This is a genomic window from Mucilaginibacter lappiensis, assembly GCF_900155965.1.
In the GTDB taxonomy this organism is placed as follows: domain Bacteria; phylum Bacteroidota; class Bacteroidia; order Sphingobacteriales; family Sphingobacteriaceae; genus Mucilaginibacter; species Mucilaginibacter lappiensis.
This window is the reverse complement of sequence record NZ_FTMG01000002.1, coordinates 422,991-447,489: the sequence shown is the minus strand read 5'-3', so window position 1 is coordinate 447,489 and position 24,499 is coordinate 422,991. Positions and strand designations below refer to the sequence as shown.

Annotated in this window: 18 protein-coding genes; 6 read left to right on the top strand and 12 right to left on the bottom strand. The window is 41.3% G+C overall.

What is annotated here, in order from left to right:
- The first annotated feature begins 39 nt into the window (after positions 1–39).
- The 4 genes from BW976_RS06085 (at position 40) to BW976_RS06070 (ending at position 6,904) form a co-directional block, all read left to right on the top strand.
- Positions 40–1,602 (top strand): putative Ig domain-containing protein, encoded by a 1,563-nt coding sequence (locus BW976_RS06085; RefSeq protein WP_076371439.1) that lies wholly within the window; start codon positions 40–42, stop codon positions 1,600–1,602.
- A complete protein-coding gene (locus BW976_RS06080) occupies positions 1,599–3,461 on the top strand; it encodes a beta-N-acetylhexosaminidase (protein ID WP_076371437.1) in 1,863 nt (620 codons plus the stop codon). Before BW976_RS06085 ends, BW976_RS06080 begins: the two co-directional genes overlap by 4 nt.
- 36 nt (positions 3,462–3,497) lie before the next feature.
- Positions 3,498–5,000, top strand: coding sequence for an alpha-L-fucosidase (locus tag BW976_RS06075; RefSeq protein ID WP_076371435.1), 1,503 nt, complete (start codon positions 3,498–3,500; stop codon positions 4,998–5,000).
- Positions 5,001–5,077: 77 nt separating this feature from the next.
- Complete coding sequence (locus BW976_RS06070; protein WP_076371433.1) at positions 5,078–6,904, top strand: beta-N-acetylhexosaminidase; 1,827 nt, start codon at positions 5,078–5,080, stop codon at positions 6,902–6,904.
- Between the two features lie 96 nt (positions 6,905–7,000).
- Here BW976_RS06070 and BW976_RS06065 read toward each other — a convergent pair whose 3' ends face one another.
- From BW976_RS06065 to BW976_RS06020, 11 genes are all read right to left on the bottom strand, one after another.
- Positions 7,001–7,459: an SRPBCC family protein gene (locus BW976_RS06065; RefSeq protein WP_076371431.1), complete on the bottom strand. Its 459-nt coding sequence runs from the start codon at positions 7,457–7,459 to the stop codon at positions 7,001–7,003.
- 20 nt (positions 7,460–7,479) lie between these two features.
- Positions 7,480–7,965 carry an SRPBCC family protein gene (locus BW976_RS06060; RefSeq protein ID WP_076371891.1) on the bottom strand — a complete coding sequence of 162 codons (486 nt, stop codon included), beginning with the start codon at positions 7,963–7,965 and terminating at the stop codon, positions 7,480–7,482.
- 13 nt (positions 7,966–7,978) lie between these two features.
- Positions 7,979–8,305, bottom strand: a complete 327-nt coding sequence (locus BW976_RS06055; RefSeq protein ID WP_076371429.1) for an ArsR/SmtB family transcription factor — start codon at positions 8,303–8,305, stop codon at positions 7,979–7,981.
- The gene (locus BW976_RS06050; RefSeq protein WP_076371427.1) at positions 8,286–8,738 is read right to left on the bottom strand and encodes an SRPBCC family protein; all 453 of its coding nucleotides are present in this window, start codon (positions 8,736–8,738) and stop codon (positions 8,286–8,288) included. The genes BW976_RS06055 and BW976_RS06050 overlap by 20 nt, the downstream gene beginning before the upstream one ends.
- A gap of 193 nt (positions 8,739–8,931) precedes the next feature.
- A complete protein-coding gene (locus tag BW976_RS29250) occupies positions 8,932–9,099 on the bottom strand; it encodes a hypothetical protein (protein ID WP_175614052.1) in 168 nt (55 codons plus the stop codon).
- A 67-nt stretch (positions 9,100–9,166) separates the two neighbouring features.
- Positions 9,167–9,961 carry a hypothetical protein gene (locus BW976_RS06045; RefSeq protein WP_076371425.1) on the bottom strand — a complete coding sequence of 265 codons (795 nt, stop codon included), beginning with the start codon at positions 9,959–9,961 and terminating at the stop codon, positions 9,167–9,169.
- 84 nt (positions 9,962–10,045) lie between these two features.
- Complete coding sequence (locus BW976_RS06040) at positions 10,046–11,377, bottom strand: hypothetical protein (RefSeq protein WP_076371423.1); 1,332 nt, start codon at positions 11,375–11,377, stop codon at positions 10,046–10,048.
- Between the two features lie 401 nt (positions 11,378–11,778).
- The gene (locus BW976_RS06035; protein WP_076371421.1) at positions 11,779–15,045 is read right to left on the bottom strand and encodes a TonB-dependent receptor domain-containing protein; all 3,267 of its coding nucleotides are present in this window, start codon (positions 15,043–15,045) and stop codon (positions 11,779–11,781) included.
- Between the two features lie 141 nt (positions 15,046–15,186).
- Positions 15,187–16,215, bottom strand: a complete 1,029-nt coding sequence (locus tag BW976_RS06030) for a FecR family protein (protein WP_139332213.1) — start codon at positions 16,213–16,215, stop codon at positions 15,187–15,189.
- A 481-nt stretch (positions 16,216–16,696) separates the two neighbouring features.
- Positions 16,697–17,302 (bottom strand): RNA polymerase sigma factor, encoded by a 606-nt coding sequence (locus tag BW976_RS06025; RefSeq protein WP_076371417.1) that lies wholly within the window; start codon positions 17,300–17,302, stop codon positions 16,697–16,699.
- A 76-nt stretch (positions 17,303–17,378) separates the two neighbouring features.
- The gene (locus tag BW976_RS06020; RefSeq protein WP_076371415.1) at positions 17,379–18,782 is read right to left on the bottom strand and encodes a S41 family peptidase; all 1,404 of its coding nucleotides are present in this window, start codon (positions 18,780–18,782) and stop codon (positions 17,379–17,381) included.
- A gap of 293 nt (positions 18,783–19,075) precedes the next feature.
- Here BW976_RS06020 and BW976_RS06015 point away from each other — a divergent pair, with 293 nt between their 5' ends.
- Both BW976_RS06015 and BW976_RS06010 read left to right on the top strand, forming a co-directional pair.
- Complete coding sequence (locus tag BW976_RS06015; protein WP_139332212.1) at positions 19,076–20,296, top strand: glycosyltransferase WbsX family protein; 1,221 nt, start codon at positions 19,076–19,078, stop codon at positions 20,294–20,296.
- Positions 20,297–20,463: 167 nt separating this feature from the next.
- The gene (locus tag BW976_RS06010; protein ID WP_076371413.1) at positions 20,464–20,961 is read left to right on the top strand and encodes a hypothetical protein; all 498 of its coding nucleotides are present in this window, start codon (positions 20,464–20,466) and stop codon (positions 20,959–20,961) included.
- 75 nt (positions 20,962–21,036) lie between these two features.
- Here BW976_RS06010 and BW976_RS06005 read toward each other — a convergent pair whose 3' ends face one another.
- On the bottom strand, positions 21,037–24,450 hold the full coding sequence (locus tag BW976_RS06005; protein ID WP_139332211.1) for an ABC transporter permease: 3,414 nt from the start codon (positions 24,448–24,450) through the stop codon (positions 21,037–21,039).
- Between the last annotated feature and the right edge of the window lie 49 nt (positions 24,451–24,499).

The window sequence follows — 24,499 nt, the reverse complement described above, 5'->3', positions numbered from 1 at the left end:
AACGGAAAACCTATAAACACCGATCATATTTATCAAAAAATGGTAAAGAAATTTTTTACTGTAATAACCCATGTATTGCTATGCGGGTATTGTTATGCACAACAGGATTCAATTCCCCAGATTAATGGACCACGGTTATTTGGCGCACGCCCGGATAAAGTTTTTATTTACCCGGTCCCGGTTTCTGGCGCCCAGCCTATCCTGATGGCAGCAAAAGGCTTACCCTCAACGGTACAGTTTGATGCGCATACAGGAATAATCACCGGTAAAATTCATACCGCCGGAACCTATCCCATTAAACTAACGGCCAAAAATAAATTTGGAAAAACTACCCGCGTATTTTCATTGGTCATAGGACCGCGGCTGGCATTAACACCGCCTATGGGCTGGAGCAGCTGGTATAGTTACGGGCGAAATGTAACCCAAAAACAAATTGAACTGACGGCCAAACTGATGAAAGAAAAAGGCTTGCAGCAATTGGGGTGGAGCCTGTTGGAGCTAGATGACCCCTGGGCCAATCAGCCGGTTAAAAACAACCCGGTTTGGACCGAACTCAAGACTCAGCCAGACAATAAAGTTTACCGCTATTATGAGGGCCCCGACAATTTAACCACCCGACAAGGCGCTCCAAGAGATGGCAGCGGCAACATTGTACCCAATTCTTTCTTTCCCGATATGAAAGGAATGACCGAAACACTGCACCGCCAGGGCTTTAAGGCTGGTATATATTCATCTCCCGGTCCTTTAACCTGCGGAGGGGCAGCAGGAAGTTATCAGCACGAACTTTTGGATGCTAAATATTGGTCGGATATGGGTTTTGATTATCTCAAATACGACTGGTGCAGCTATGGTGCTTTTGCTAAAGATACTTCCCGCGCCGAGTATATGAAACCTTATAAAATAATGGCCGGTGCTTTACATCAACAGCAGCGTGATATTATTTTTTCCTTGTGTCAGTATGGTATGGGTAATGTTTGGGAGTGGGGAAACGAGGCCGGAGGACAGCTTTGGCGAACAGAACAAGATATCCGCGATAATTGGAGCTCCATTCATAACGCGATGAAAAAACTGGCTGATAAAGCCGCTTATGTAAAACCAGGTAATTGGAACGATCCGGATATTTTGCAGATCGGCACTATTGGCGGCAACGATGAGGATGGTAAAAAGCGGGTAAACCACCTGAGTGCAGAAGAACAAAAAACACACTTTAGCATGTGGTGCATGCTGAGCGCCCCGCTGCTGATAGGTGCTAATATGGAATATATTGATGATGCTACACTTCGGCTACTCAAAAATAAAGAGATGATTACTGTTGATCAGGATGCCTTAGGTAAAGCGGCTAAAAGATTAAAATTGATGGATAACCAGCTGGAGGTTTGGCAAAAACCGATGGAGGATGGATCGTTTATCATCGCACTCCTTAACGCTTCAGATAACACGATCGCCTCCAACATCAATATATTAAACTTTGAATTACCTCTCCTTCCTGTTACGATAACCGACCTATGGACAAAGCAACCCATTCGGTTTCCGGAAGGGGATATATCTATCAGTATCCCATCACATGGCGTGATGATATTAAAATGCAACTTAAGTAAATGAAACATATACTATCCCTAATTGCCATAGGCTTTTGCTCTGTAGCTTATGCACAAAACAATACGGCCATTATCCCCGAACCGGTATCATTGGTTCAAGGTAAAGGCAGGTTTGTTATCGACAACCATACCACTTTAATCATCCCCTCTGGTAGCCCGGAACTTACCGCGTTGGGCAACCGTACTAATGAATGGATAAATACAGTAACAGGTATTACATTGCCTGTAAAAAACAAAACAACGGCACCGGAGCACTCCATCAGACTATTGTTAAATCCGACATTAAACAATCCCGGTAATGACGAAGGCTATGAGCTTTCCATTACAGAAAGTGAAGTAAAACTGCAGGCACGTAAAACGGCGGGTATATTTTATGGTTTACAAACCCTACGACAACTGCTTTCCCTCTCAGACGAAGCCAATAAGCAGCCGCGTAGCCTTCCTGTTGTAGAAATTGTTGATTATCCCCGGTTAAAATGGCGCGGATTAATGCTGGATGTAAGCAGGCATTTCTTTTCAAAAGACTTTGTGAAAAAATATATTGATGACATGGCCCGCTATAAATTCAATGTTTTTCACTGGCATTTAACAGACGATCAGGGATGGCGCATCGAAATAAAATCACTTCCCCGATTAACAGAAGTAGGCGCCTGGCGTGTACCCAGAACAGGAGGATGGTGGTCTTATGATCCACCTCAAAGAAATGAAAAGGCTACTTATGGCGGATATTATACCCAGCAGGATATAAAAGAGGTTATAGCCTACGCTACCGAAAGACATATAACCATTGTACCCGAAATTGATGTTCCCGGCCATTCGCTGGCAGCTATTGCTGCTTACCCTTATTTATCCGCAACAGGATATATCTATTCCGTAAACCCCGGAAGTAAATTTTATAATATCGACGACAACACCTTAAACCCAGCAGACGAACGCGTGTACACCTTTCTGGATAAAGTTTTTACGGAAGTAGCTGCTTTGTTTCCTGGAGAGTATATCCATATCGGCGGTGACGAAGCTACAAAGTACTTCTGGCAACAGTCGGCCGTGGTACAGGATTTCATGAAAAAACAGGGGATAAAGACCGAGCACGAGCTGCAAAGCTATTTTATAAAAAGAGTGGAAAAAATCCTGAAAAAAAAGAAGAAAAAAATAATTGGGTGGAATGAAATTCTGGAAGGCGGGCTGGCTCCCGAAGCAACGGTGATGAGCTGGCAAGGTATGCAGGGAGGGATAGAGGCCGCCAAACAAGGGCATCAGGTTATTTTTACCCCCAGCAGCAATACCTACTTAGATCTTTACCAGGGCGATCCGCAATTAGAACCTTCCACATACGATATGCTGCGTTTAAAAACAGCTTATCAATGGAACCCCATTCCGGCAGGGATAGACAGTACATTGGTTTTGGGAGGACAGGGTAATTTATGGTCGGAAGCTGTACCTACCGGGCGGCATGCCGAATACATGACATGGCCACGTTCCCTGGCATTATCCGAAGTTTTTTGGTCGCCACGGGCAAAACAAAACTGGGCTAATTTTCAAAAAAAACTAGAGCCTCAATTTAAAGTTTTAGATGCCGCGCACATCAATTATGCCACAGCTGCCTTTGATGTACTTGCGACTTCAAAACTCGATGAGCAAAAACAGCTAGTGGCTTCTTTGAGCACAGATATTGACGGCCTGGAAATTTACTATACCCTGGACAATACCAACCCCGATACATCCAGCGCCCGTTATGGCAGTACTCCAATAGTTATCCCCAAGGGCATCTACCAATTAAGGGCGCAATCATTTAGAGGAAATGCCCCCGCAGGAAAATTGTTGATCGTTCCACTTGAAGAATTAGAAAAAAGGGCCCGGTGATAAATCGTCCGGTTTCAGAAAATGTAAACTAAATAAATGAAAACTATATTATCCTTAATAGCCATAGGCTTTTGCTCGTCGGCTTTTGCACAAAATTACACGGCGGTCAGCCCCACAGACTCCCAACAGGAAATTGTAAATAAAGCAGCGCATATTACACCTTCGCCACGGCAATTACGCTGGCAGCAGTTGGAGTTTACCGCGTTTTTACATTTCGGCATGAATACCTTTACCAACCGGGAATGGGGCGAGGGTAAAGAAGATGCCAAACTGTTTAATCCAACCGCGTTAGACGCCGCCCAATGGGTACGCACCTGCAAACAGGCCGGGATAAAACAGGTGATCATCACAGCCAAACACCATGACGGTTTTTGCCTGTGGCCGAGTAAGTACACCGAGCACTCTATAAAAAACAGCCCCTGGAAAAACGGTCAGGGAGACGTAGTAAAAGAAGTGGCCGATGCTTGTCATGCACAAGGCGTTGGTTTTGGTGTTTACCTATCACCATGGGATCGGAACAATCCCGATTATGGCGATACCGAAAAGTACAATGCTTATTTCATGAACCAGCTCACCGAATTGCTGAGCAATTATGGCCGGGTTGATGAAGTTTGGTTTGACGGGGCCAACGGCGAAGGCCCGAATGGTAAGAAACCGGTGTACCATTTTGATGCCTGGTACAGTTTGATTCGGAAACTTCAACCCGGGGCCGTAATAGCCATTATGGGGCCTGACGTACGCTGGGTGGGTACCGAGAGCGGTTATGGCCGTGTATCTGAATGGAGCGTTATCCCTATCGATCAGCAAAATAATGCGGGTACAGAAAAAGATTCGCAAAAAGATATCGCTTTTAAACCTAAAGGAGATATGACCGGGAGTGATCTGGGAAACCGTGAAAAAATAAGCAAGGCGAAAGCCCTGGTATGGTATCCTGCCGAAACAGATGTATCTATAAGACCGGGATGGTTTTATCATGAAACGGAAGATAACCAGGTAAAATCTCCCGAAAAACTGTTGGATATCTATTATAGTTCTGTAGGGCGTAATTCAGTTTTGCTGCTCAATATTCCGCCAGACAAAAGAGGTTTGATTAACGAGCACGATCAGAAAAATTTGATGGCATGGAAAAACATCATCGATCAAACATTTAAAACCAACCTGCTGAAAGGAGCGAAGATCAACTCATCAAACGGTATTAATACCAAAGCTTTGTTAAGCGGCAGTATCCATAACTACTGGACTACTAAAGGCAGCGACACCACGTCAGTAATAGAATTCAGCCTGCCAAAACCTCAAACTTTTGATGTATTGAGCCTGCAGGAAAACATCACTATCGGTCAGCGTATCGAAAAATTCAACCTGGAATATTTTAATGGAACAACCTGGGAACAAATAGCCGAAGGCACTACTATTGGTGCCAAAAGATTGATCCGCTTTAAACCCGTAACCGCTCAAAAGGTAAGGCTAAACATCACATCGTCCAGGTTAAATCCTACTTTAACGGCTATGGGTTTATATAAACAATTTACCGGGCTTTAAAATCGCATACTTAAACTACAAATATCAAATAACCCATCTGGCACAAAAATGCTGGATGACCCTGCTCTAAATTAATTATGAAAAAAAATCTCTTCTTATTCCTCCTGATTTTAGTCGGACGGACCACATTTGCCCAACAAGCCGACGAAGTAACCATTGTGCCCAAGCCTGCATTTGCCGAAAAAGGTGTCGGTCAGTTTATCATTAGTCAGCATACCAGTATCGTAGCCAAAGAATCTGATGCCCAAAAAGTGGCCGGTATGTTCAATTACTTTTTTAAAAAAAGGTACGGTTTTACCTTAAATATTAATAATGCAGCCATTGCAAATACTATTGTTTTAAATACCTCGGCATCTGCAAAAACTTCAAATGAAGGTTATCAGCTTAAAGTAACCAATAAGGGCGTTAATATCGTGGGAAACCGAGCTGGTGTGTTTTACGGCGTTCAGTCATTATTACAACTTATCCAGCAAAAGGATAAGCAATTATTGGTGCCCGTGGTGAACATTAATGATGAGCCCAATTTTTCATACCGCGGCCTGATGCTGGATGTTGGCCGTCATTTTTTTGATGCCAACGAGATCAAAAAAATCCTTGATGTAATGGCATCCCTAAAGCTCAATACCCTGCACTGGCACTTAACAGACGACCAGGGCTGGCGTTTGGAAATAAAAAAATATCCGAAGCTAACCACCATCAGTGCCTGGCGCGATTCGACCATTATTGGTCAATATTATGATTTCAAGCCATTTATTTATGATGGCAAAAAGAGCGGCGGCTTTTATACCCAGGAGCAGGCCCGTGAAATTGTAAAATACGCGACCGAAAGAAATATTGAGGTAATACCCGAAATTGAAATGCCTGGCCATTGTACTGCTGTATTGACTGCCTATCCCGAATTAGGTAATGGAACCGGTCCGTACAAAGTACCGGGTTACTGGGGAGTACATAATACCATTTACAATCCCGGCGAGCCCACTTTTCAATTTTTACAGGATGTTTTAACCGAAGTGATGGCCATTTTCCCGAGTAAGTATATCCACATTGGTGGTGATGAGGTTCCTAAGGATGAGTGGAAAACTTCGGCGCTGGCACAAAAGATCATCCATGAAAATAAGCTGAAAGACGAGCACGAACTGCAAAGCTGGTTTATTAATCGTATAGAAAAGTTTTTAAATAAAAACGGCAAAAGCTTAATTGGCTGGGACGAAATACTGGAAGGCGGACTAACGCCCAATGCAACTGTAATGAGCTGGAGAGGCGAGGCAGGTGGTATACAGGCAGCCAAAGAAGGGCATAACGTAATCATGTCGCCCAATAGCAATATGTATATAGATCATGCCCAGGCTAAAGATGCTAAAACAGAACCTTTGGCTATTGGAGGTTTCCTACCCTTAGATGTGGTTTATAATTATAACCCGCGGCCAGCGGCATTAGACGCCGATCAGCAAAAACACATTTTGGGTGTGCAGGCCAATATGTGGACGGAGTATATATCTACCAACAACAAATTAGAATATATGCTGTTTCCACGTGCTATTGCACTGGCAGAAGTTGGCTGGACAAAAACCGAGAATAAGAATTATGAAGATTTTACCAGCAAAAGGCTGCCGCTAGTTTTAGAATCTATAGAAAAGTCGGGCATAAACTACCGCATCCCGGAAGCTAATGTGATAATTACTGATGACGCGGCAACCAAAGGAAAAAGAATAACCATTACACCTTTTGTTGCTGACAGCAAAGTATACTATACCGTAGATGGACATAAGGCCGATAATACTGCTGATCTGTATTCAAATCCAATACTATCGCCAATGACCAATGGCAAGCCTCTAACTTTAAAGTATATTATAGTTACCCGTGAGAACAAAACGAGTAATGAATTTAGTGTTGATATTAAATAGTATCTCAGCACACCTATTAACCACACAAACCAAAAGCCTCCAGCGAAAACTGGGGGCTTTATAGCACCTTTAGGGGTCTGAATTTCGGATTGCTTGTCAAAAACTCATCTCTTCTTTTCCTGCGGGTTGTCCTATACCCGTGGTGATCAACTCCTTTAAGCTGTTATTGATATAATCGCACCAGACACTTGAACAGGCACGATAACATTCATATTGAGGCGTTAAACCTACGTGTGTAAAGCGCAACTCCGTTTTGCTGCCATATTCGGCAATTTCAAAAATAATTTGGGTGCCCGTCCACTCGCTTTTGTCTTTCACAAAATTGAGCTTGCTATCGGTAACGAACCAAACAATTTTTTTATCGGGGATCACGTCTATCAATTTTTGTTTGGAATAATGCACATCTCCAAACCGAACCTCAAATTCATCGCTTAGTTTTTGTGCACTGCCTTCCATGTTTTCTGTCCACCATCCTTGAACATTGTTGATAGCATCAAAAACGTTCTCCGGGGATTGGTCAACCGTAAAAACGGTGGTATAACTCTGATCTCTCATTTTTTACCCTTTCTATTTATTTATAACTCCGCCCTCATTTCCTGAGCTTTTTTAACTGACTCTTCTATCGGGTTGGGCTGGCCTTCGCCTTTGGTAATAAGGTCATACAAACTTTTGGTAATGTATGTACCCCAGGCGTTAAAACAAATATCGTAACACTCATATGCCGGTACAAGTCCAACATGCGTAAAGTTGATCTCTGTTTTGTCGCCTTTACTGGCAATTTCAAATACAACGTCTGTATCCACCCATTCAGTCTGGTCTTTAATAAAATTAAAATGATTTTGCAGCACATGCCAAACAACTTTTTTACCAGGCTCCAATTCAGTGATCTGGAAGGTGCAGGTATGCACATCCTGATAATGATAGTAAAATACCGCGCCTAATTGATCAGTATCTCCTTTAGTTTCTTCCGACCACCATCCACGAACATTATTGATGGCATCGAAAGCTTGTTTTGGGGTTTGGTCTACCAAAATGGCAGCGTTGAAACTTTGATTTTTCATGATTTCTATTGTTTTATTTTTTGTTTGTTCTTTCATTTAACAGGGCTTCTAAATTTTTCAATTTGCTACCCCAGAATGCGTCAAAATATTCTAACCATTTATGTAATTCGTTAAAACCCTCCTGCTTCAAAATACAGTGCCGTTCCCTGCCTATATCCTGTATAGAAATAAAACCGGCGTTGTATAATACTTTAATATGTTTGGATACGGCAGGGCGGCTCATATCAAAGTTGTCGGCCAGTGAATTAATGGTTAAACTATCTTTCGAGAGCAGGTATAACATTTGTCTCCGGCTCGGGTCGGCAATTACCTGGAATGCATCAAGCCTGTGTTGTTCCATTTGCTGTGTTGTTGATTACTTTCAAAAGTTTTTGGATCAGTTCTAACCAGCCTTTTTCCATAGAGTTGAACATTGACAGGAAGTTATTTGTGCCTTCGAATCCGCGATGTATCAGTAAAAGCTCGGTGCCATTGTCTTTCTCAGTAAGTGTCCAGTTCACTACGGAGGTGGTTAGCGATCCATCGCCGGGTCCGAAATTCCAGGAATAGGAAAGCTTTTTGAAAGGAGTGATCTCTAAAACTTTGCAATGAAAAACGCCATCGAAATCCATATCGGGCATGGGACTGGCATGGAAATTAAATTCATGCCCCACGGTGGGCTGAAAATCGTTTTTCATCAACCATTGAGCAATTAACTCAGGTTTTGTCAGATACTCCCAAACCACCTCTGGCGGATTTGGGTAAAAAAATTGGTGTTGAATGATCTTTGCCATAATGCGTAACTTTTAAGTTACTCAAATGTATATGTAACTTCTGAGTTACGCAAATTTATTTTCAACTTTTTTCTAAAAATTTATTTTTTAAGGCAAAAGGAGCTAATGCCTCGCATCTTCAGGAAATAATGCAGCAGGTGATTTGGAGTATAAGTGGTAACGCTGAATATGGTTAGGACGCGTGTGTATGCTCTTACTGGATACACACGCGTCCTAACCAGATGATCAGCGAAAATATGATTAAACCACCCAGCGCCGTAAGGCTCCCGGTGATGAGCAGATAAGGGTTACTATTTGACGAACAATGTTCGGAAAAATCCTCTAAAGAAGGTTGTTGTTTTAGTTTGTCTTTCACGAACATGTTTACCTGCTACTTTTTTATATAATTGATTGAGTCAGTTAAAAGCTTTAAAATGAAAAAAATCTTATTATTTAAAATTAAATGAAATATCCTCAATTTGGTAACCACTAACTACATCACCCGGAGCTTCTTCATAATGACTGGGGGAAACTGAAAGCAATTTGCTTTCCCCTGCAGTAAAGCTTATGACATCACTGTAATTATTATCCGGGTCATCAAGAAAAACGTGATCCATACTGGTATAGGGTAACTCCTTTGTCCCGGCCTTATATACTTTTATCTTATATCCTTTAGTAAAGAGCTCTGTACTGGTAAGCGGTTCTAATTCGATAAAATCTCCAAATGCCCCGGTTACATTTTTCGCTTCTTTTATGGAGCGATAAGTACTTTCATATGTTTCGTTATTAGATGAGTATTCAAAAATTTCAATATCAACCGGTCCGCCATAAAAATCAGTGGCAGTTGTACTGAACCTTAACCGTATGCCCATATTTTCGGGATTTGTCACCGGTGTCAGTTCGATGTTATTTGATAAGGTGGTACCATCATAAAATATCTTTTTAACCTGATTAAAAGGGCTTGCCGCAACGTCAATATTTCCGATTATTTTACTATCTGCTTTTTTACGGATCTGGATCTTATCGCCGGCGTTGAAAAGAGTAGCGTTTAAGGTGATTTTAGCATCAAAGCCTTGCCCTAATACCTTATTATTAAGCACAAACTCCAGGGTATCTTTTGTTGTTATGTAACCTTTGATTGTGAGGTTAACGGTTTGGGGCGGGTTAGGATTGAGCAACTGTTCTTTTTTACACGCCAGTAAAAACAGCGCGAAGACCAAGGGTAAGTATTTTAATTTGATCATGAATTTTTGTTAATATGTAATATTTTTTAAAAACCGGAGCATCCAATGATGCCCCGGTTGTAATAAAAAAACTTATGCTAAGTTTTAGAAAGTAAATTTAGTCCAGTTGGCTACCCAGTTACCAGAAGCTGAAGTAATGGCACCACGAGTTTGTGCCGGGCCAAAATTAACCGCACCTGAATTATAGAACGGCTGAGTTATACCCCAGGTAGGAGCAGCAGCTGCTGTTGAAGTTAATAAACCAGTTGAGCTAAATGCGCCAGAACCCAACACTGAAGTTGCAGCAGTAAAGCCATGAACAGAAACGTTAGTTAATGTTACCAGTGAAGCGTTTGCATCAACGTCGGCTACGATACCTGATGGATAACCGGTAAATAATGAATTACTTACTGCAGCCTCGGCACCACGACGGTTACGGAAAGCCCATTTAAGACCAGGAGCAGTAATTGCCGGAGTTAAAGTAGCGGCAGAAGTACCTACTACAGTAAAGTTAGCTAAGGTTGGGTGAGTTTTTGGCAATAAGCTAAAAGTTCCATCTTCAGCAGGAGCGTTATTATCAGACTCAATACCATTTGAATCGCTGGCACCGCTGCTGGCGCTATGAGTTGAATAAGCATCAACTACAGCGATAGCGTATTGGATATTACCGCTAAAGCCGTTATCAAAGTCAAACTGATCATCATCATTTGCAAATGAAACCAGGAACTTAGGGCTCACTTTACCACCAAAAAACTCAAATCCATCATCAAGACCATAAGAAGCCTGTACGTGATCGATAGTAGTACCGCTACCAACACCACCTAAAGTTAAAGAGTTCACTTCAACGTTTGGAGCTAACACGTAACCGGCATATTCAATACGGGCATACTGAATTGTTCCGCTGTTATCAGCATCATTTGTGCCACCATAGTGAAATTTAGGATCATCAGCCAAACCTTCAATTAATTTATCGCCTACATTGATTACAGCGTTACCTAAAAGAATAACACCACCAAAATCACCAGGTTTTCCAACAGTGCTGGCATTACCATCTAACAGGTAACGGCTGGTAAATACGATAGGGCTGGTAGCAGTACCAACAGCATTAATTTTAGCGCCTTTTGCAATTACCAATACACCGTTTTGAACGTTCGGAGTATTTACGGTTGATTTGATAAAAGTACCTGCATTGATAGTCAGTGTAGCACCGCTTCTAACGGTAACAACACCACTGATTTCCCAAACATGACCAGCATCCCAGGTAGTGTTAGTGGTAATGTCGCCACTTACGGTAGTTACCGGCAGTGATGAAGCGCTGTAATCAGCAGCAGCAGTGCTGCGGTTATCAAATGAAGCACCTTCATTGGCTCCTTTTTTACAAGATGTTACTAAAATCCCGGCAGCAAGGCACAGGGCTACTAAAGATAACTTTTTCATTTTGTTGTTTTTTGTTTTTCAGGGAGGTAGTTAATTTTTAACCCCCAATTATTCGGTTTACTTGGAATTTCCTGTAGTTCAGAACAATAGCATCTCAACTTTAAGGAGAAGCTATTTTCAGACTTAGTTTTTTTATTATCTTTACAGTCGAACAAAATTCACCTGTATCGATCTTCTGGCTAAGCCCCAGGCTTAGTAACAGGCATCCTTTCGGGAACTTTTATATTACTTTCAGGGTTCATATCCTGGTTGTGCCGATAGCAAGCAAACTATTCGGTTTTTAAACGAAGGGTTGTCGAGCACCCTTCGTTTTATTTTTATGGCACAACAGGATTTTATTTTTTCCTCCATTTTTTATTGTTTAACCATTATATATCTACATTCATGATGTATTCTCATTGTTAAAAATTATAAGTAAGTGATGTGCTGTAGGTGCGCCCGAATCTTTGTTGAAACATCACCTGGTCACCTTTTTCGTAATTATTACTGAATCCGGATTTCAGGCGTAATCCTTTACTCTTGTCGCTACCAGGTTCACCCGTATACCCGGGAATTTTTTCGTAACTGGCTGTGTTGCGGTAAACATTGAATATATTATTAGTAAGGTTAGCCATGTTGAATTTAACTTCCATCTTATTTTTCAGGAAACGGTAGCTAATTTGAATATCCAGCTGATCCCTTGGCCTTTCATATTCAATGAAAGTAGGGTCGTCACTAACGATATAGGTTTTACGCCCCGATTTATTATAAGCCGCATTAAAACCCAGGTGGCTGCCGATGTATTGAAGCCCCAGATTATACAGGTAAGGCGATTGCCCATACAGGGATCGTTTTTGTTGAGTGGGAACTTGTATGTATGGTTTGCCGCTTCCGGGGTCTACAGTATAGGTATTTTGTACAGTTGATTTTTGTAAGGTAAGGTTGCCATAAGCAGTTATATTTTTGAGGATCCCCTCGTCAGCTATAAAGCCGAAGTTTTTACGCAATTCAAATTCAAGGCCATATACATTTGCCCAGTCCGCATTTTGGAGGTAATAATTAGGATTACCATTCACCATAATGGCGTTCAATTCTACAGGTTTATCAAACCGCTTATAAAAACCCCCTACAGAGATAATTTCACCTAAACCAGGGAACCATTCAGTTTTAAGATCATAACTGTTGATACGGGTGCTATACAAGCCCTTGTTACCATATAAAGCATCTAATGTAGGGCTATACCTCAGAAATGGATTATTATCCATCAACTCGGGCCTTACCACACTGCTGGAAACAGCCCCCCTGATATTCAGGGATTGTATAGGGCTGTAGGTTAAATTAGCCGAAGGGAGCCATTGCCAGCGCTTATCGGGCTTTACTGAAAATATATTTTCTGCGCCTCCTTTAATAATTGCGCCTTGTTTAATCTCGGTATATTTATAATACTCGCCACGTAAACCCCAAACCAGCCTGAGTTTATCAAATATGCGGTTATCCAACATCACATAACCAGCATGTATTTGGCTTTTGCCTTTGTAACTATCTACAAAGGAGGGATCTATAGCATATATATATTTATCATAAGCAATATTTTCGGGGCTAATCAATTGCCCTATAGGCTTGTACCCCACGCTATCCGCATATTTTTCGGTGGTTGCCAAAGCCGCTATCTGCCAGTTAAATTCCGCATTTTTTTGATTGCCGAAATAGCCTGCTTTTACACTGCTACGGATGCCTGCAAATGTAAATGGCAGGGTACCCGACAGGTTCCAGGAATAGTGACTTTCTTTATTAAAAGCATGCTGACGGGAAGTTTCTGATATCCTGGGTTCCGTAATTTTGCTGCCATAATAAAAATACTGATAGCTGTCACCTACCAAAACAGGGCGACTCGAGGCAATACCCGCGTCTTTTTCCTCTCTGCTTACCGAAGTTCTGGCAGCATCCCATTCAATTTTTACTTTTCCCAATTGATGCTGTCCGCTTAGTTTATTTTGCAACAAAGTGGTATAAGTTGGGTCATCTGCCTCCAAAACCCTGTTTGGCGGTTGGTTGGCCTTCAAAGCACCATCACCATTCACGAGATCGTACCCCGCTATCCTTGTCAATGTATTATCATACACATGAGTATAGGTGTTGCGTAAGCTAAAACGGTTATTACCCAGTTGCAAACCCACATTTAACAATGCACCCAAAGTGGTGTTAAATACGTAGGCCGCGCCGGTATTCAAGTCGGGTCGTTGAATATTCCAGTCGCCCCTGGATTGATCATCTATAACATTAATATTTTGCGTATTACGATAACTTATGGCTCCTGTAAAACCTAACTTATTATTGTTTGCAGTATCCAATGTTAATAAACGGCCTATAGAAAACTGGTAGTTTTGCGAAGGGGCCGTTTTATACTTATACATGGTAAAGTTGTCATTCGTAAACCTTTTACTTTGATCAACTACCTTTTTTTGATATTCCGCGTCAGAAAGCGCACGATTAGGATCGGTATTTCTGTTGGTATGAACCAGATCCTTGGGAAAATCCCTCCGGCCGTCGTCAAAACCGAAGTAGTCATATTTTCCGCGTTTGTGGCTCAGGAAATCTTTGCCGGTGCTTTGGTCGTTGTATGATGCACCGGCAGTAAAACTCATAAAGTTTTCATTCGGGATATCCTTGGTATTAATTTGGATGAGGCCGCCACCAAAGCTGGCATTCATATCGGGTGTAATGGTTTTACTCACCACCACGTTATCCACCAGGCTTGCGGGGATCATATCAAAAGAAAAGTTCCGGCTCTGTGCCTCGGTACTTGGCAGTATCGTTCCATCCAACATGGCTGTATTGTAGCGTTCACCAATACCCCTTACCAGTACAAACTTATTATCAATTGTACTCACCCCACTAATCCTTTTTAAGCTTTCGCCAATATTTTTGTCGGGGGTGCGGGCAAGCTGCTCGGCACTGATGCCGTTACTAATTTCCGAAGCATTTTTCTGACGGGTAAGCAGTCCATCTACTGATGCCTTGCGATAACTGGCGGTAACAACTACCTCTTTTAATGCCGAACTTGCCGGTTTTAACGCAATATTTAAAGGAGTGTTCTTATCCTCGGTTACCACCACCCCATTAATGCGCATGGTTTGGTAAGAGATATAAGTGACCTCCAGTGTGTAAGTACCGGGGGCAACACTTAGTATATATTCGCCATCTACACTAGTTTGCGTACCATTCCCGGTTTCAATTATCCTTACAGAGGCTCCGGGAAGAGTTTCCCCTTTTTCATCCAGCACTTTCCCACTGATCTTACCTGGTTTTACCGGTGCGGGCAGCTTGTACAGGAGTACGGTATGTTCATCGGCAAATTTGAACCCTACGTGAGTACCGGCCAGCATTTGTTTTAATACCTGGGTTAGGGATACATCTTTTACATCGATATTGATACGACTGCTTTCATTGAAAATAGATTTGTTATAATTGATTACACAACCTGCCTTATTTTCTAATACGGCCAGTCCTTGAGGGATACTTACGGCTACTAATTTCAGGCTGATGTTGCCCGCAGCTTTTACCTGCTCTGGAGCCGAGCCAAATGTGTTGCCGGAAACATGGCAAAATAACAAGAATATGAACAGGATTACCCTGCAGCTAAATCTGGAAAAATGTTTAATTACTTTTTTGTAAAAGCTTATATTCATAAGTTTACGACGATTTTTAATTTTCACGAGTTAAAAACTATTTCTTTGAAACCGTTCTGTTGACGCAGGGCGGTTTCTTATTGTTAATACTATTTCTTTGTGCAAGCTTTTGCATACGGATTTTAGCCCGAGGTTAAATTTTCATTCACAAGCCTCCCCCCACAAGGCTATTGTTGTTTTGTCGTCACTAATTTTATATTTGATATGACCACTGCTCATAATTCGTAACTGTGTCATCACTTCGTTAATATTTATATTTGAAAAAGTGGCGTTAAACCTGCACGCTTTTAGCTTAGAGCTCCTTACTTCAAAATGAACATTGTAATACCTTTCAAGCTTAACCAGGATTGAGCTTAAATTTTCATCGTGAAATACAAAACGATTGTTTGTCCAGCTATCTGCTTCATTAAACTGCCCAACATTAATCCTGAACTTTCCATTATCCTTATTATAGGCTATTTTCATCCCAGGTGTTAAAAGTGATAGCATCTTACGGACTCCCGCGCTTTTTTCAGTTACACCTACTTTACCCGTTCTTACTGATACGGTAAATATTTTATCTTCCGGATAAGCATAAATATTAAATGAGGTACCCAGAACCTGGGTTTCCATTTTTCCAGAACGGATAATAAAAGGACTGGCAGCATCATGTTTCACTTCGAAAAAAGCTTCACCCTCGAGAGAAACATTTCTAACTTTCCCTTTTTCAAAATGTTCGGGCCAGGAGATCCTGCTCCGGCTACCCAGGTAAACAACCGAGCTATCTGGCAGCAGCATTTTTACTTTTTCTCCGCTTGCGGTTGTTTTAGTGATAAAGGCAATTGATTTGGCACTTTCGGGTTGTTTTTTCTGATTGGCTTTGTATACAAATACGGCGGAGCAGATCATCACTAATGAGGCCGCATATTTAAGCAATTGGAAACGTTGAATCGTTTTTTGTTTCTTATGGTCAATTTTTGTCCATAACTGCTCAAGGCCCTCATTCGCTTCAACCGAGTCGTCCCTGGTCGCAGGTTCCTGCTCCCAGGTATCATTCATCAAATCAGATAATTCCTGTTCTGCATTTTTATTATCGTTTAAATAGTGAAACAAAATGGTATTCTGACTGGCGTTTGTTTTGCCCTCCAGGTACATTTTAAACAATCTTCTGATTTCCTCTTGATGTTCCACCTTTATAATCCCGGTATTTTATAACTACTTATATATGTATATAAGATCGGGGAGGGTTTAATAGCTATATGATCAGGTGATATATTTTACAACCCAATTTAAATAGCTCATAATCAGTACAATAATTTATTATGTTTTTTTTATAAAAACCCTACCAGGAAACCTTTAATAAGGAAAATTATATCAAATAATGATTTTTTAATTTCCGGCAGCGAAATTATTATGCTACTGAGAAGCACAAAAAGCTCTGTAAAGTCGGTTAACACAAATTTAGTATAAAATTACACAATTAATTGATTATCAATAATATATATGCATGTTAACCGTAAATTGTGTAAACCATGTAAACCCACTTTTATAACAAAATGGCCCGTATGCTCTGGGGTTACTCAGGACCAAACAGTTTTGCTGCTGACGTTGCAAAACAATAATTGCCCTTCCGGGCAATAACTTAAATAATAGTATTAAGAAAGGAATAACGCTAACCTATTTCAGGAAAAGACACCAGCATGAACAGCACAAAAGGAAGAACAGTATCCGGAGACAAGTAACGGATGCGGGTACGGATGTGGGTTAAGGATTTTTTAATGTGGTTATTTACCGTATTTTTTGAAAGGCCCATTTGCCTGGAGATATCTTCATGCGAGCAACCATCTTCCCTGCTTAATAAGTAAGCTACTTTAGCTTGGGGTGAAAGTGTTTCAATGGCATTCATGGCTATCTGCCTGCACTCTGTAAAATCCATATAACTCTCCGTTGAATTAAAAGCTGGTTCCTCTGCGTTTGCTGTCCGATAAACAGACATTCTGGCTTGCTTTTTTAGCGCATCCAAAAAATTACTGCGGACCATGCTAAACAGGTAAGCTTCAAAATTTTTATCCGGATTAATTTTCATCCTGTTTTCCCATAACCGAACAAATACATCCTGGGTTAGCTCACTGGCGTCTTCAGCACAACGTACAAAACGGTAGGCAAAACAATATACTTTTCTTCTATATAATTTATAAACTTCAGCGAAAGCATCGGTGTCTCCGGTTTGGATAAGGCACAAAAGTTCCTTGATAGATAAGTTGTCCAAATGTTTCATATAGCAGGAGGTTAAGCATTGCAAGTTAAGCGGGTAATTTGAAGTTAATGTTAACTGTAAGAGAAGCTTTACCAGCTCACCGATGAGTAATTACGGTACTTGCAGAAGTAGTTAGTATGCGGGAGTCGGCCAGTACGTTACCGGCTGCAAGACTCATCTTGTTGGATTCTTTTAGATGTGAAATTGCTAAGGTATTCTTACCGGAAATTCGATACAGAGCAGCCTTAACTAAAGGGTCTTCCCATGCTCCAAAAGGTTGTAAAGGAAGATCATTCAGTTCTGTAACACCAATATCAGGATCTATGCCAGCACTATACCCTCCATTTCCTGTTGCGTTAAACAGCTTATAAACAATGGGGTGCATTTCCCATTCCACTTGCTTAGGTATCCTTGCGTCATAAATTTTAAATGACGCTTCGTCTTTTCCTCTTGTTTTTTCGCCAATCAGCACAACCTGCAAATACGGTTTTAAGTTATTGATCATCACTTCCGAAGCGGAAGCGGTGGCACCTGTTCCTAAAATAAATACTCTTTTTAAGTTCAGGTTAGATTGCAAAAGCGTATTAAAATTTAACGTATGATCAAAGGAAGCAGCGTCTCCTAAAGATTCGGATCTGGTGCCACCGTTTTTATTCCCTTTATAAGTGATAAAAGGAGTGGTATAATTTACTCCGGATGCAATCATAGTACAAAGTCCGGCGGCTTCTGCAACCTGTCCCCCTGAGTTATAACGAAGATCCAGAATAAGCTCTGTTATACCCGCGTTTTTAAACCCCATAAAAGTATTGTAAAGCGAGGTAGCTAATCCGGCGCTAAAATCATATATATATAAATAAGCAATTTTAGTGCCGTTGCTATTGGTGATATTGCTTACCGATGGTTGTTCAAAAGTAAAACCAGCCGTTAATTCAGCAGAACCAATATCTTTTAATTCATTACCATTTACTTCGGCAAAAGTGATTTTAACCTGGGTGCCCGAAAGCAATTCCTGTTGTAAAGCTGCGGCATTTTCCTGGGTTATAGTTTTACCGTTAATTTTACTGATGTAATCGCCACGTTTCAAGCCAGACCTGGATGCGGGGGAATCGTTTAAAACCAATTTAACTACTCCAAAAACTAAACCTGTATTTTTTTCTTTGATTGTTGTATAATCAAATCCATATTGGCTTTTGTTGGTAGGAGTAACCGTTGATGGATCATCAGGTAATAAAATGTAAGAAAAGCGATCGTTGAGATTGCGTATAGCGGAAAAAAAATTCAGCGGAGCCCGGTTAAGACCAGGTTTAGCAGGCAGCCCATCGCTCCAATAATAATAACGCTTCAGGCTATCCAATATCCAGGTGTTTATATTTTCGTTACTTCCGATGGGATAATTGGGGGGAGTATCATCCTTCTTACAGGAAATTTGTAAAAGGAGGATAGATATCAGACAAATCAGGACGTAGCGGCTTTGTTTATAAAAGTTAAAAAATGGCTGCATAATACTATTAAAAGTATACTTGTCTATTGACAAATATACTTCTCCATTATTAATGTAGGATTAAGTTTCAACTCTTATCAGTGTTAAGTTTTATTACTTCAGGAACTGGATTGCCATATCTATCGAAAAACTAGCTGGATAATATTGATCCAGGCGTTGTGATTTTTCGATACGACAGTGCATGACGGTTAGGAGTCCGGATGTTCTTAACTTACTGCTTTAATAAACCAGTTATCCGCTGTTTCTTTTATACCTAACGTGTAACCACAGCAGCTTTACAAAAAGTAAATCTTATGAGCAGGAAAAATATTGTATCAACTATGTTTTTATTGTTGTGCGTATCCACAAGCGTATATAGTCAGCAAAAAAAAATATCAAATGGGAAATATCAAATTGCTGTTTATTACTTCCCGGATTATCATGTTGATAAACGGAATGAAGCATACCGCGGAAAGAACTGGACGGAATGGGAACTTGTTAAAAAAGCAAAACCACGTTTTGAAGGGCATCATCAACCTAAAGTTCCTTTATGGGGATATACCGATGAGGCCAACCCAGTATATATGGCTCAAAAAATACAGGCGGCCTCTACGCACGGAATTAATGCCTTCATTTTCGACTGGTATTATTATAATGATGGACCGTTTTTGCAAAGAGGACTAGAAGATGGTTTTATGAAGGCTAAGAATAATCGCCTGATGAAATTTAGTTTAATGTGGGCCAACCACGATTGGCTCGACCTTCACCCCTCTACTCATGGGCAAGCTCAAAAGCTGATGTATCCAGGTAAAATCACACCCGAAACCTGGGATAAAATGACAGACTATATCATTACAAAATATTTTAAACACCCGTCCTATTGGAAAATAGATGGATGCCCCTATTTTTCGATTTATGACCTTGGGAATTTCCTTGATAGCTTTGGGAGTCAAGAGGCAGCGGCGAGAGCCATTGCTGATTTTCGTGCTAAAACAAAAAAAGCAGGTTTTAAAGATTTAAATATCAATGCAGTTGTATGGGGTAATACGATACTTCCTGGCGAAAAAACAATTATTTCTCCAGACGTTTTGATTAAAAATTTAGGGTTCAATTCGGTAACAGATTACGTGTGGATACATCATGTTGTATTAAGTAACTTTCCAACCAACGCATATGATTCTGTAAAGAATGTATATTTTAAATACGCTTTAAGTGCAAGCGAAAAATTCAACGTACCATATTATCCTAATGTATCTATGGGTTGGGACTCATCTCCGCGTACTAACCAGGAAAATTTATGGGGAAATTTTGGATATCCTTATACACCAATTATCATTGGCAATACACCTATGGCCTTTAAGAATGCATTGATAGAAGCGAAAGATTTCATGGATAATCACCTCACTAAAACTAAAATCCTGACTATTAATTCATGGAATGAATGGACCGAGGGTAGTTATTTAGAACCTGATACTTTAAATAAAATTGGATATCTGGAAGCTATTAAACAAGTATTTGTTGATAAGCAAGAGTAAAAACATAAAACATCACGGAGAGTAAAGATGTTCCGGGTTTTTCAGGTATTTCCAGTAAAAAGCCCGTAGAGGACAGATCTCGAACCTTTTTTAGTCGATTTGTTGTTGCCTGCTTCTTTAATTAGCTTTATAAAAATTTATTTTAACGCAGTTAACGCAAATCTAACGTGACAAAATCAGATCAGGTAATACACAGCTTTGCTATTTATGAGATAAAAAGGGCTACTTTTAAACCATACGACTTTAAATGGGCAAAGTTTCATGAAAACAATTCCGATTTTGTACACCTCTACCCAGAGATACAATTAGACGTAGAAGAAAATGAATTAATCATTTGCTCAACCGTTATCGATGCTGACAACTACAGTTTACTGACGACCCGGCGCATTGTTACCAAAGAAAATGACATTGAGAATATTGGAGACATGACAAGCGCAATACAAAACACACCGCCTTTGCAGTTTAAGCTTGAAAAGTATAACTATGTCTTTGGAACCCTTCAACTCCAAAATGGGACTGTGTTTAGATATTTTATCGAAGCTGGGAAGGCCTCTATGGTGATAGAATACGGGATCAGAACTTTGATTTGGTCTCAGCAACTTACAGATTCGCAGATGATAAACCTGATTAGAATCTGGGAGAAAAAACTTAAAGCCAAGTTATAAGGTAAGATTATGCGTAAATACTCGTCCGCTCATTTCGCGTATTCCCACAATAAAAAAGTCGGCAGACATAGCTTGTTATTCTGTCTTCAAACTTTTTATCGGGTTTGCTAATGCGGCTTTTATGGCCTGGAAGCTTACCGTTATTAATGTGACGAATATAGCGCCAATAGCTGTAATAATAAATATCCACCAGGCAACATCAGTATGGTACTGATAGTTATGCAGCCAGTTGTGCATAAAATAATAAGCCACAGGCGAGGCTATAATTATTGAAATAGCCACCAGTATGGCAAAATCTTTCGATAACAATTGCCACAGGACGAACACTGAAGCGCCAAGCACCTTGCGTACACCTATTTCTTTAACGCGCTGTTCGGCCATGAATGATGCCATACCAAAGAGCCCGAGACAGCTGATAAATATAGCCAGGCCGGCGAAAACAGTAGCCAGCTTACCTATTCGTTCTTCATCACCGAATTCTTTTTCATATTCCTGATCAACGAAGTGGTATTCAAATGGCTGTTCCGGATTAAAGATTTTTAATACCGAAGCGATGTTACTAATGGCTTTACTACCGCTCATTTTCGGACTTATCTTTAGCAGTAAACAGCCTCCAGGCCCTGTCGCTAAAAAATCAACCATAGGTGGCACCTGTCCATAAGGCGAACGGTTAATGATGTCTTTAGTTACGCCTATGATCTTAAACCGTTTGCCATAAAAGGTTATATAGTTTTCTGTCGGTTTTTTCATGGTCATAAAATCAGCTGCTGCCTGGTTGATGATCACCGCTGATGAATCGGAAAGGAATGATCGTGAGAAGTCGCGGCCTGCGCTAAATTCCCAGCCAATGGTTTTGCCATAATCGTATGAAATATCGTCCTGGCTGAAACTGACATCCAGATTGGGGTCTTTTCCAGACCATGCGACGCCGCTGGTAGTACCAGCAACTTTGTTAGGTGGAGCATCTGCTTCGGCCATTTCCGTTATTGTGCCATTGCTCGCAAGGGCCTGTTTGATCACATCAAAATGTTGATGGAGTTCAATAGTTCGGACCGGAATGGCAACCAATCTGTCCTGACTATAACCTATTGGGCGGTCTTTGGCAAAAAGTATCTGCCGGATAACGACCAGAGTACCGATGATGAGCACGATAGAAACTGTAAACTGAAGTACCACCAGTACTTTACGCGGGGCCGAAGCCAGCCGCCCGACGCGGAACACCCCCTTCAATACCTTCACGGGCTTAAATGACGACAGGTAGAGTGCCGGATAGCTGCCGGTGATAATAGCGGTGATAAAGCTGAGGCCAATACCGGCGAGCCAAAACGCAGGGCCGTTCCAGGGAATAATTATTTGTTTAGCGGTTAGCTGATCGAAGGCAGAAAGGCTTAACTCCACCAATAGTATCGAGACCAAAAAAGCCATCAATACGCAAAGTAACGATTCAGTGTAAAACTGGTGTATCAATTGGCTGCGGGATGAACCAACTGCCTTGCGAATACCTACTTCGCGCGCGCGTTTCTCAGATCTGGCGGTACTTAAATTCATAAAATTAATACAGGCCAGCAGCAGTACAAATACACCAACAATACCAAAAAGCCACACATATTGTATTTTGCCATCGATATTTTTTCCGTCCTTAAACTCGCTGTACAAATGCCATTTACTCATTGGCTGCAGGAACAGCGCCGGTTTCGCTTTAGCTGAAACCGGTTTTAAATGCCGCAGCTGTTCATCCCTAATCTTTAAAGACACTTTCTCAAGGTCGGCATTATCAGCTAATTGAACATATAAATTAACAATGCCGTTCCCCCATGGGTTGCGCATTCCGCTCAGTCTGTAATCTGTTGCATAGCGGTCCCAGCAACCAATAAAAGCCATACCGGTAAGCGTGGTATTTTCAGGCAGATCTGAATAAACGCCGGCAACTTTCAGGTTCTCCAGGTTGTTCAGCTTCAATACTTTTCCCATCGGGGCCTCATTCCCGAAAAGCGCCTTAGCTGTCGACTCGGATATTAATATAGATGACGGATCCTTTATAGCATCGCGCCTGCCCCGGAGCATATTTAGTGTGAACAGGTTCGGACCGCCGGTTTCCATAAAGCAGCCTTGCTCGTTCAATTTTTTGTCACCTGAAGCCAGAATAAAATCCCTCGGCCTTGTCGACATTACCACAGACTTAAAATCGTTGCCATAGCTTTTGCGTAGCTCGGTTGCCAAAGGGTATGGTACCTGGAAGGAGGTTTTCACTTCGCCATTATTGGTCACATTTTGTATTACCCGGGCTATATGGTGATAATTACGGTGATACTTATCAAATGATACTTCATCCAAAACCCACAAACTGATTAGCATTACCACTGCCATACCCACTGCAAGTCCGCCGATATTAATAAGCGACAATACTTTATTTTTAATAAGGTTACGCCAGGCAATTTTGAAATAATTTTTAAACATATAATTGCGGTTTAATTTTACAGGAGCCCAACTTATCAGGCTTCCTGAACGCAATATTACCGACGGTAAGTGTGATGGGATGGCCAACTTATCATTTGGCAACTCTTTTTTCAGACCGTTTTTGTATTCTACCGGGGTTTTGCCGGTCATCTCTTTGAAAACACGGTTGAAAGTTCTTTGGGAATTAAACCCCGACTCGTAGGCGATCCCCAGCAGCGTGAGCCGGTCGTGGGCCGGGTCCTGCATCTTCCGGGCAGTTTCACGAACCCTGAACTCATTAATAAAGTCGCTGAAGTTCTTTTCCATCCCAACATTAATAATCCGCGATAAATCGTGCGGATGGATATTCAGCTTTACTGCCAGGGAAGTCAATGTCAGTTCGGTATCCTCGTAAAAACGGTTTGCGGCTACGGCTTCCTTTAGCCTGCGGCTTTTTTCCTTTGCATCGTATCTATCCGTTATCGACGTGACCAGTTGCGTGCTGCTATCCAATTTTAACATTACTTCGGCAGCCACGCCAATAAGCACAAAAGCAACGGTAAAACTCAAGACATCATTAAACAGCCACAATACGCAGAGCAACGCGAGCAGGTGCAAGGCCTTATCCAACCGGCGGAAAGCAAAGCGCGGCCTATCCATTAGCACCGGCTGCAAGCGGTTATAAAAATGCTGTATCAACCGGTGCGACAGGTATAAATAAGCAATAACCAAAATTAAAACTAACCAGTGCGGCATCCAATACGCAACCAGCAAAGGGCAAAAATGCAGAACATCCTTTCGGCCAAATTGTAGGTTTGGTGCCGTCATCCGCCGCACATAAAAATACAACAACGGCCCCAGCACGGGTAAAAGAAGCGGCGAAAGCCCAACAGTCTTCAGTACAATTACAGCTAAAGCGGCACTTAAAAACAGGTTGGCTGCTTGGCCTTCCCTTTTTGCGAATGCTAAAAGCAGCGCAAGTGTAAACCCCGAAAACAGGGTTGCCATGGCAGCCACATGGTACAGGTTAATATGGAATATATCAGGATTCAAGTAATTTAGATAGCCCAAACGCTGTTCCAAATTTACAACATATTGATAT

Excerpts from the sequence above, each read along its gene's own strand:
- BW976_RS06020 (WP_076371415.1), bottom strand. The coding sequence starts at position 18,782 with ATGCAGCCATTTTTTAACTTTTATAAACAAAGCCGCTACGTCCTGATT.
- BW976_RS06085 (WP_076371439.1), top strand. The coding sequence starts at position 40 with ATGGTAAAGAAATTTTTTACTGTAATAACCCATGTATTGCTATGCGGG.
- BW976_RS06040 (WP_076371423.1), bottom strand. The coding sequence starts at position 11,377 with ATGAAAAAGTTATCTTTAGTAGCCCTGTGCCTTGCTGCCGGGATTTTA.
- BW976_RS06025 (WP_076371417.1), bottom strand. The coding sequence starts at position 17,302 with ATGAAACATTTGGACAACTTATCTATCAAGGAACTTTTGTGCCTTATC.
- BW976_RS06035 (WP_076371421.1), bottom strand. The coding sequence starts at position 15,045 with ATGAATATAAGCTTTTACAAAAAAGTAATTAAACATTTTTCCAGATTT.
- BW976_RS06080 (WP_076371437.1), top strand. The coding sequence starts at position 1,599 with ATGAAACATATACTATCCCTAATTGCCATAGGCTTTTGCTCTGTAGCT.
- BW976_RS06045 (WP_076371425.1), bottom strand. The coding sequence starts at position 9,961 with ATGATCAAATTAAAATACTTACCCTTGGTCTTCGCGCTGTTTTTACTG.
- BW976_RS06070 (WP_076371433.1), top strand. The coding sequence starts at position 5,078 with ATGAAAAAAAATCTCTTCTTATTCCTCCTGATTTTAGTCGGACGGACC.
- BW976_RS06065 (WP_076371431.1), bottom strand. The coding sequence starts at position 7,459 with ATGAGAGATCAGAGTTATACCACCGTTTTTACGGTTGACCAATCCCCG.
- BW976_RS06075 (WP_076371435.1), top strand. The coding sequence starts at position 3,498 with ATGAAAACTATATTATCCTTAATAGCCATAGGCTTTTGCTCGTCGGCT.
- BW976_RS06055 (WP_076371429.1), bottom strand. The coding sequence starts at position 8,305 with ATGGAACAACACAGGCTTGATGCATTCCAGGTAATTGCCGACCCGAGC.
- BW976_RS06015 (WP_139332212.1), top strand. The coding sequence starts at position 19,076 with ATGAGCAGGAAAAATATTGTATCAACTATGTTTTTATTGTTGTGCGTA.
- BW976_RS29250 (WP_175614052.1), bottom strand. The coding sequence starts at position 9,099 with ATGTTCGTGAAAGACAAACTAAAACAACAACCTTCTTTAGAGGATTTT.
- BW976_RS06050 (WP_076371427.1), bottom strand. The coding sequence starts at position 8,738 with ATGGCAAAGATCATTCAACACCAATTTTTTTACCCAAATCCGCCAGAG.
- BW976_RS06060 (WP_076371891.1), bottom strand. The coding sequence starts at position 7,965 with ATGAAAAATCAAAGTTTCAACGCTGCCATTTTGGTAGACCAAACCCCA.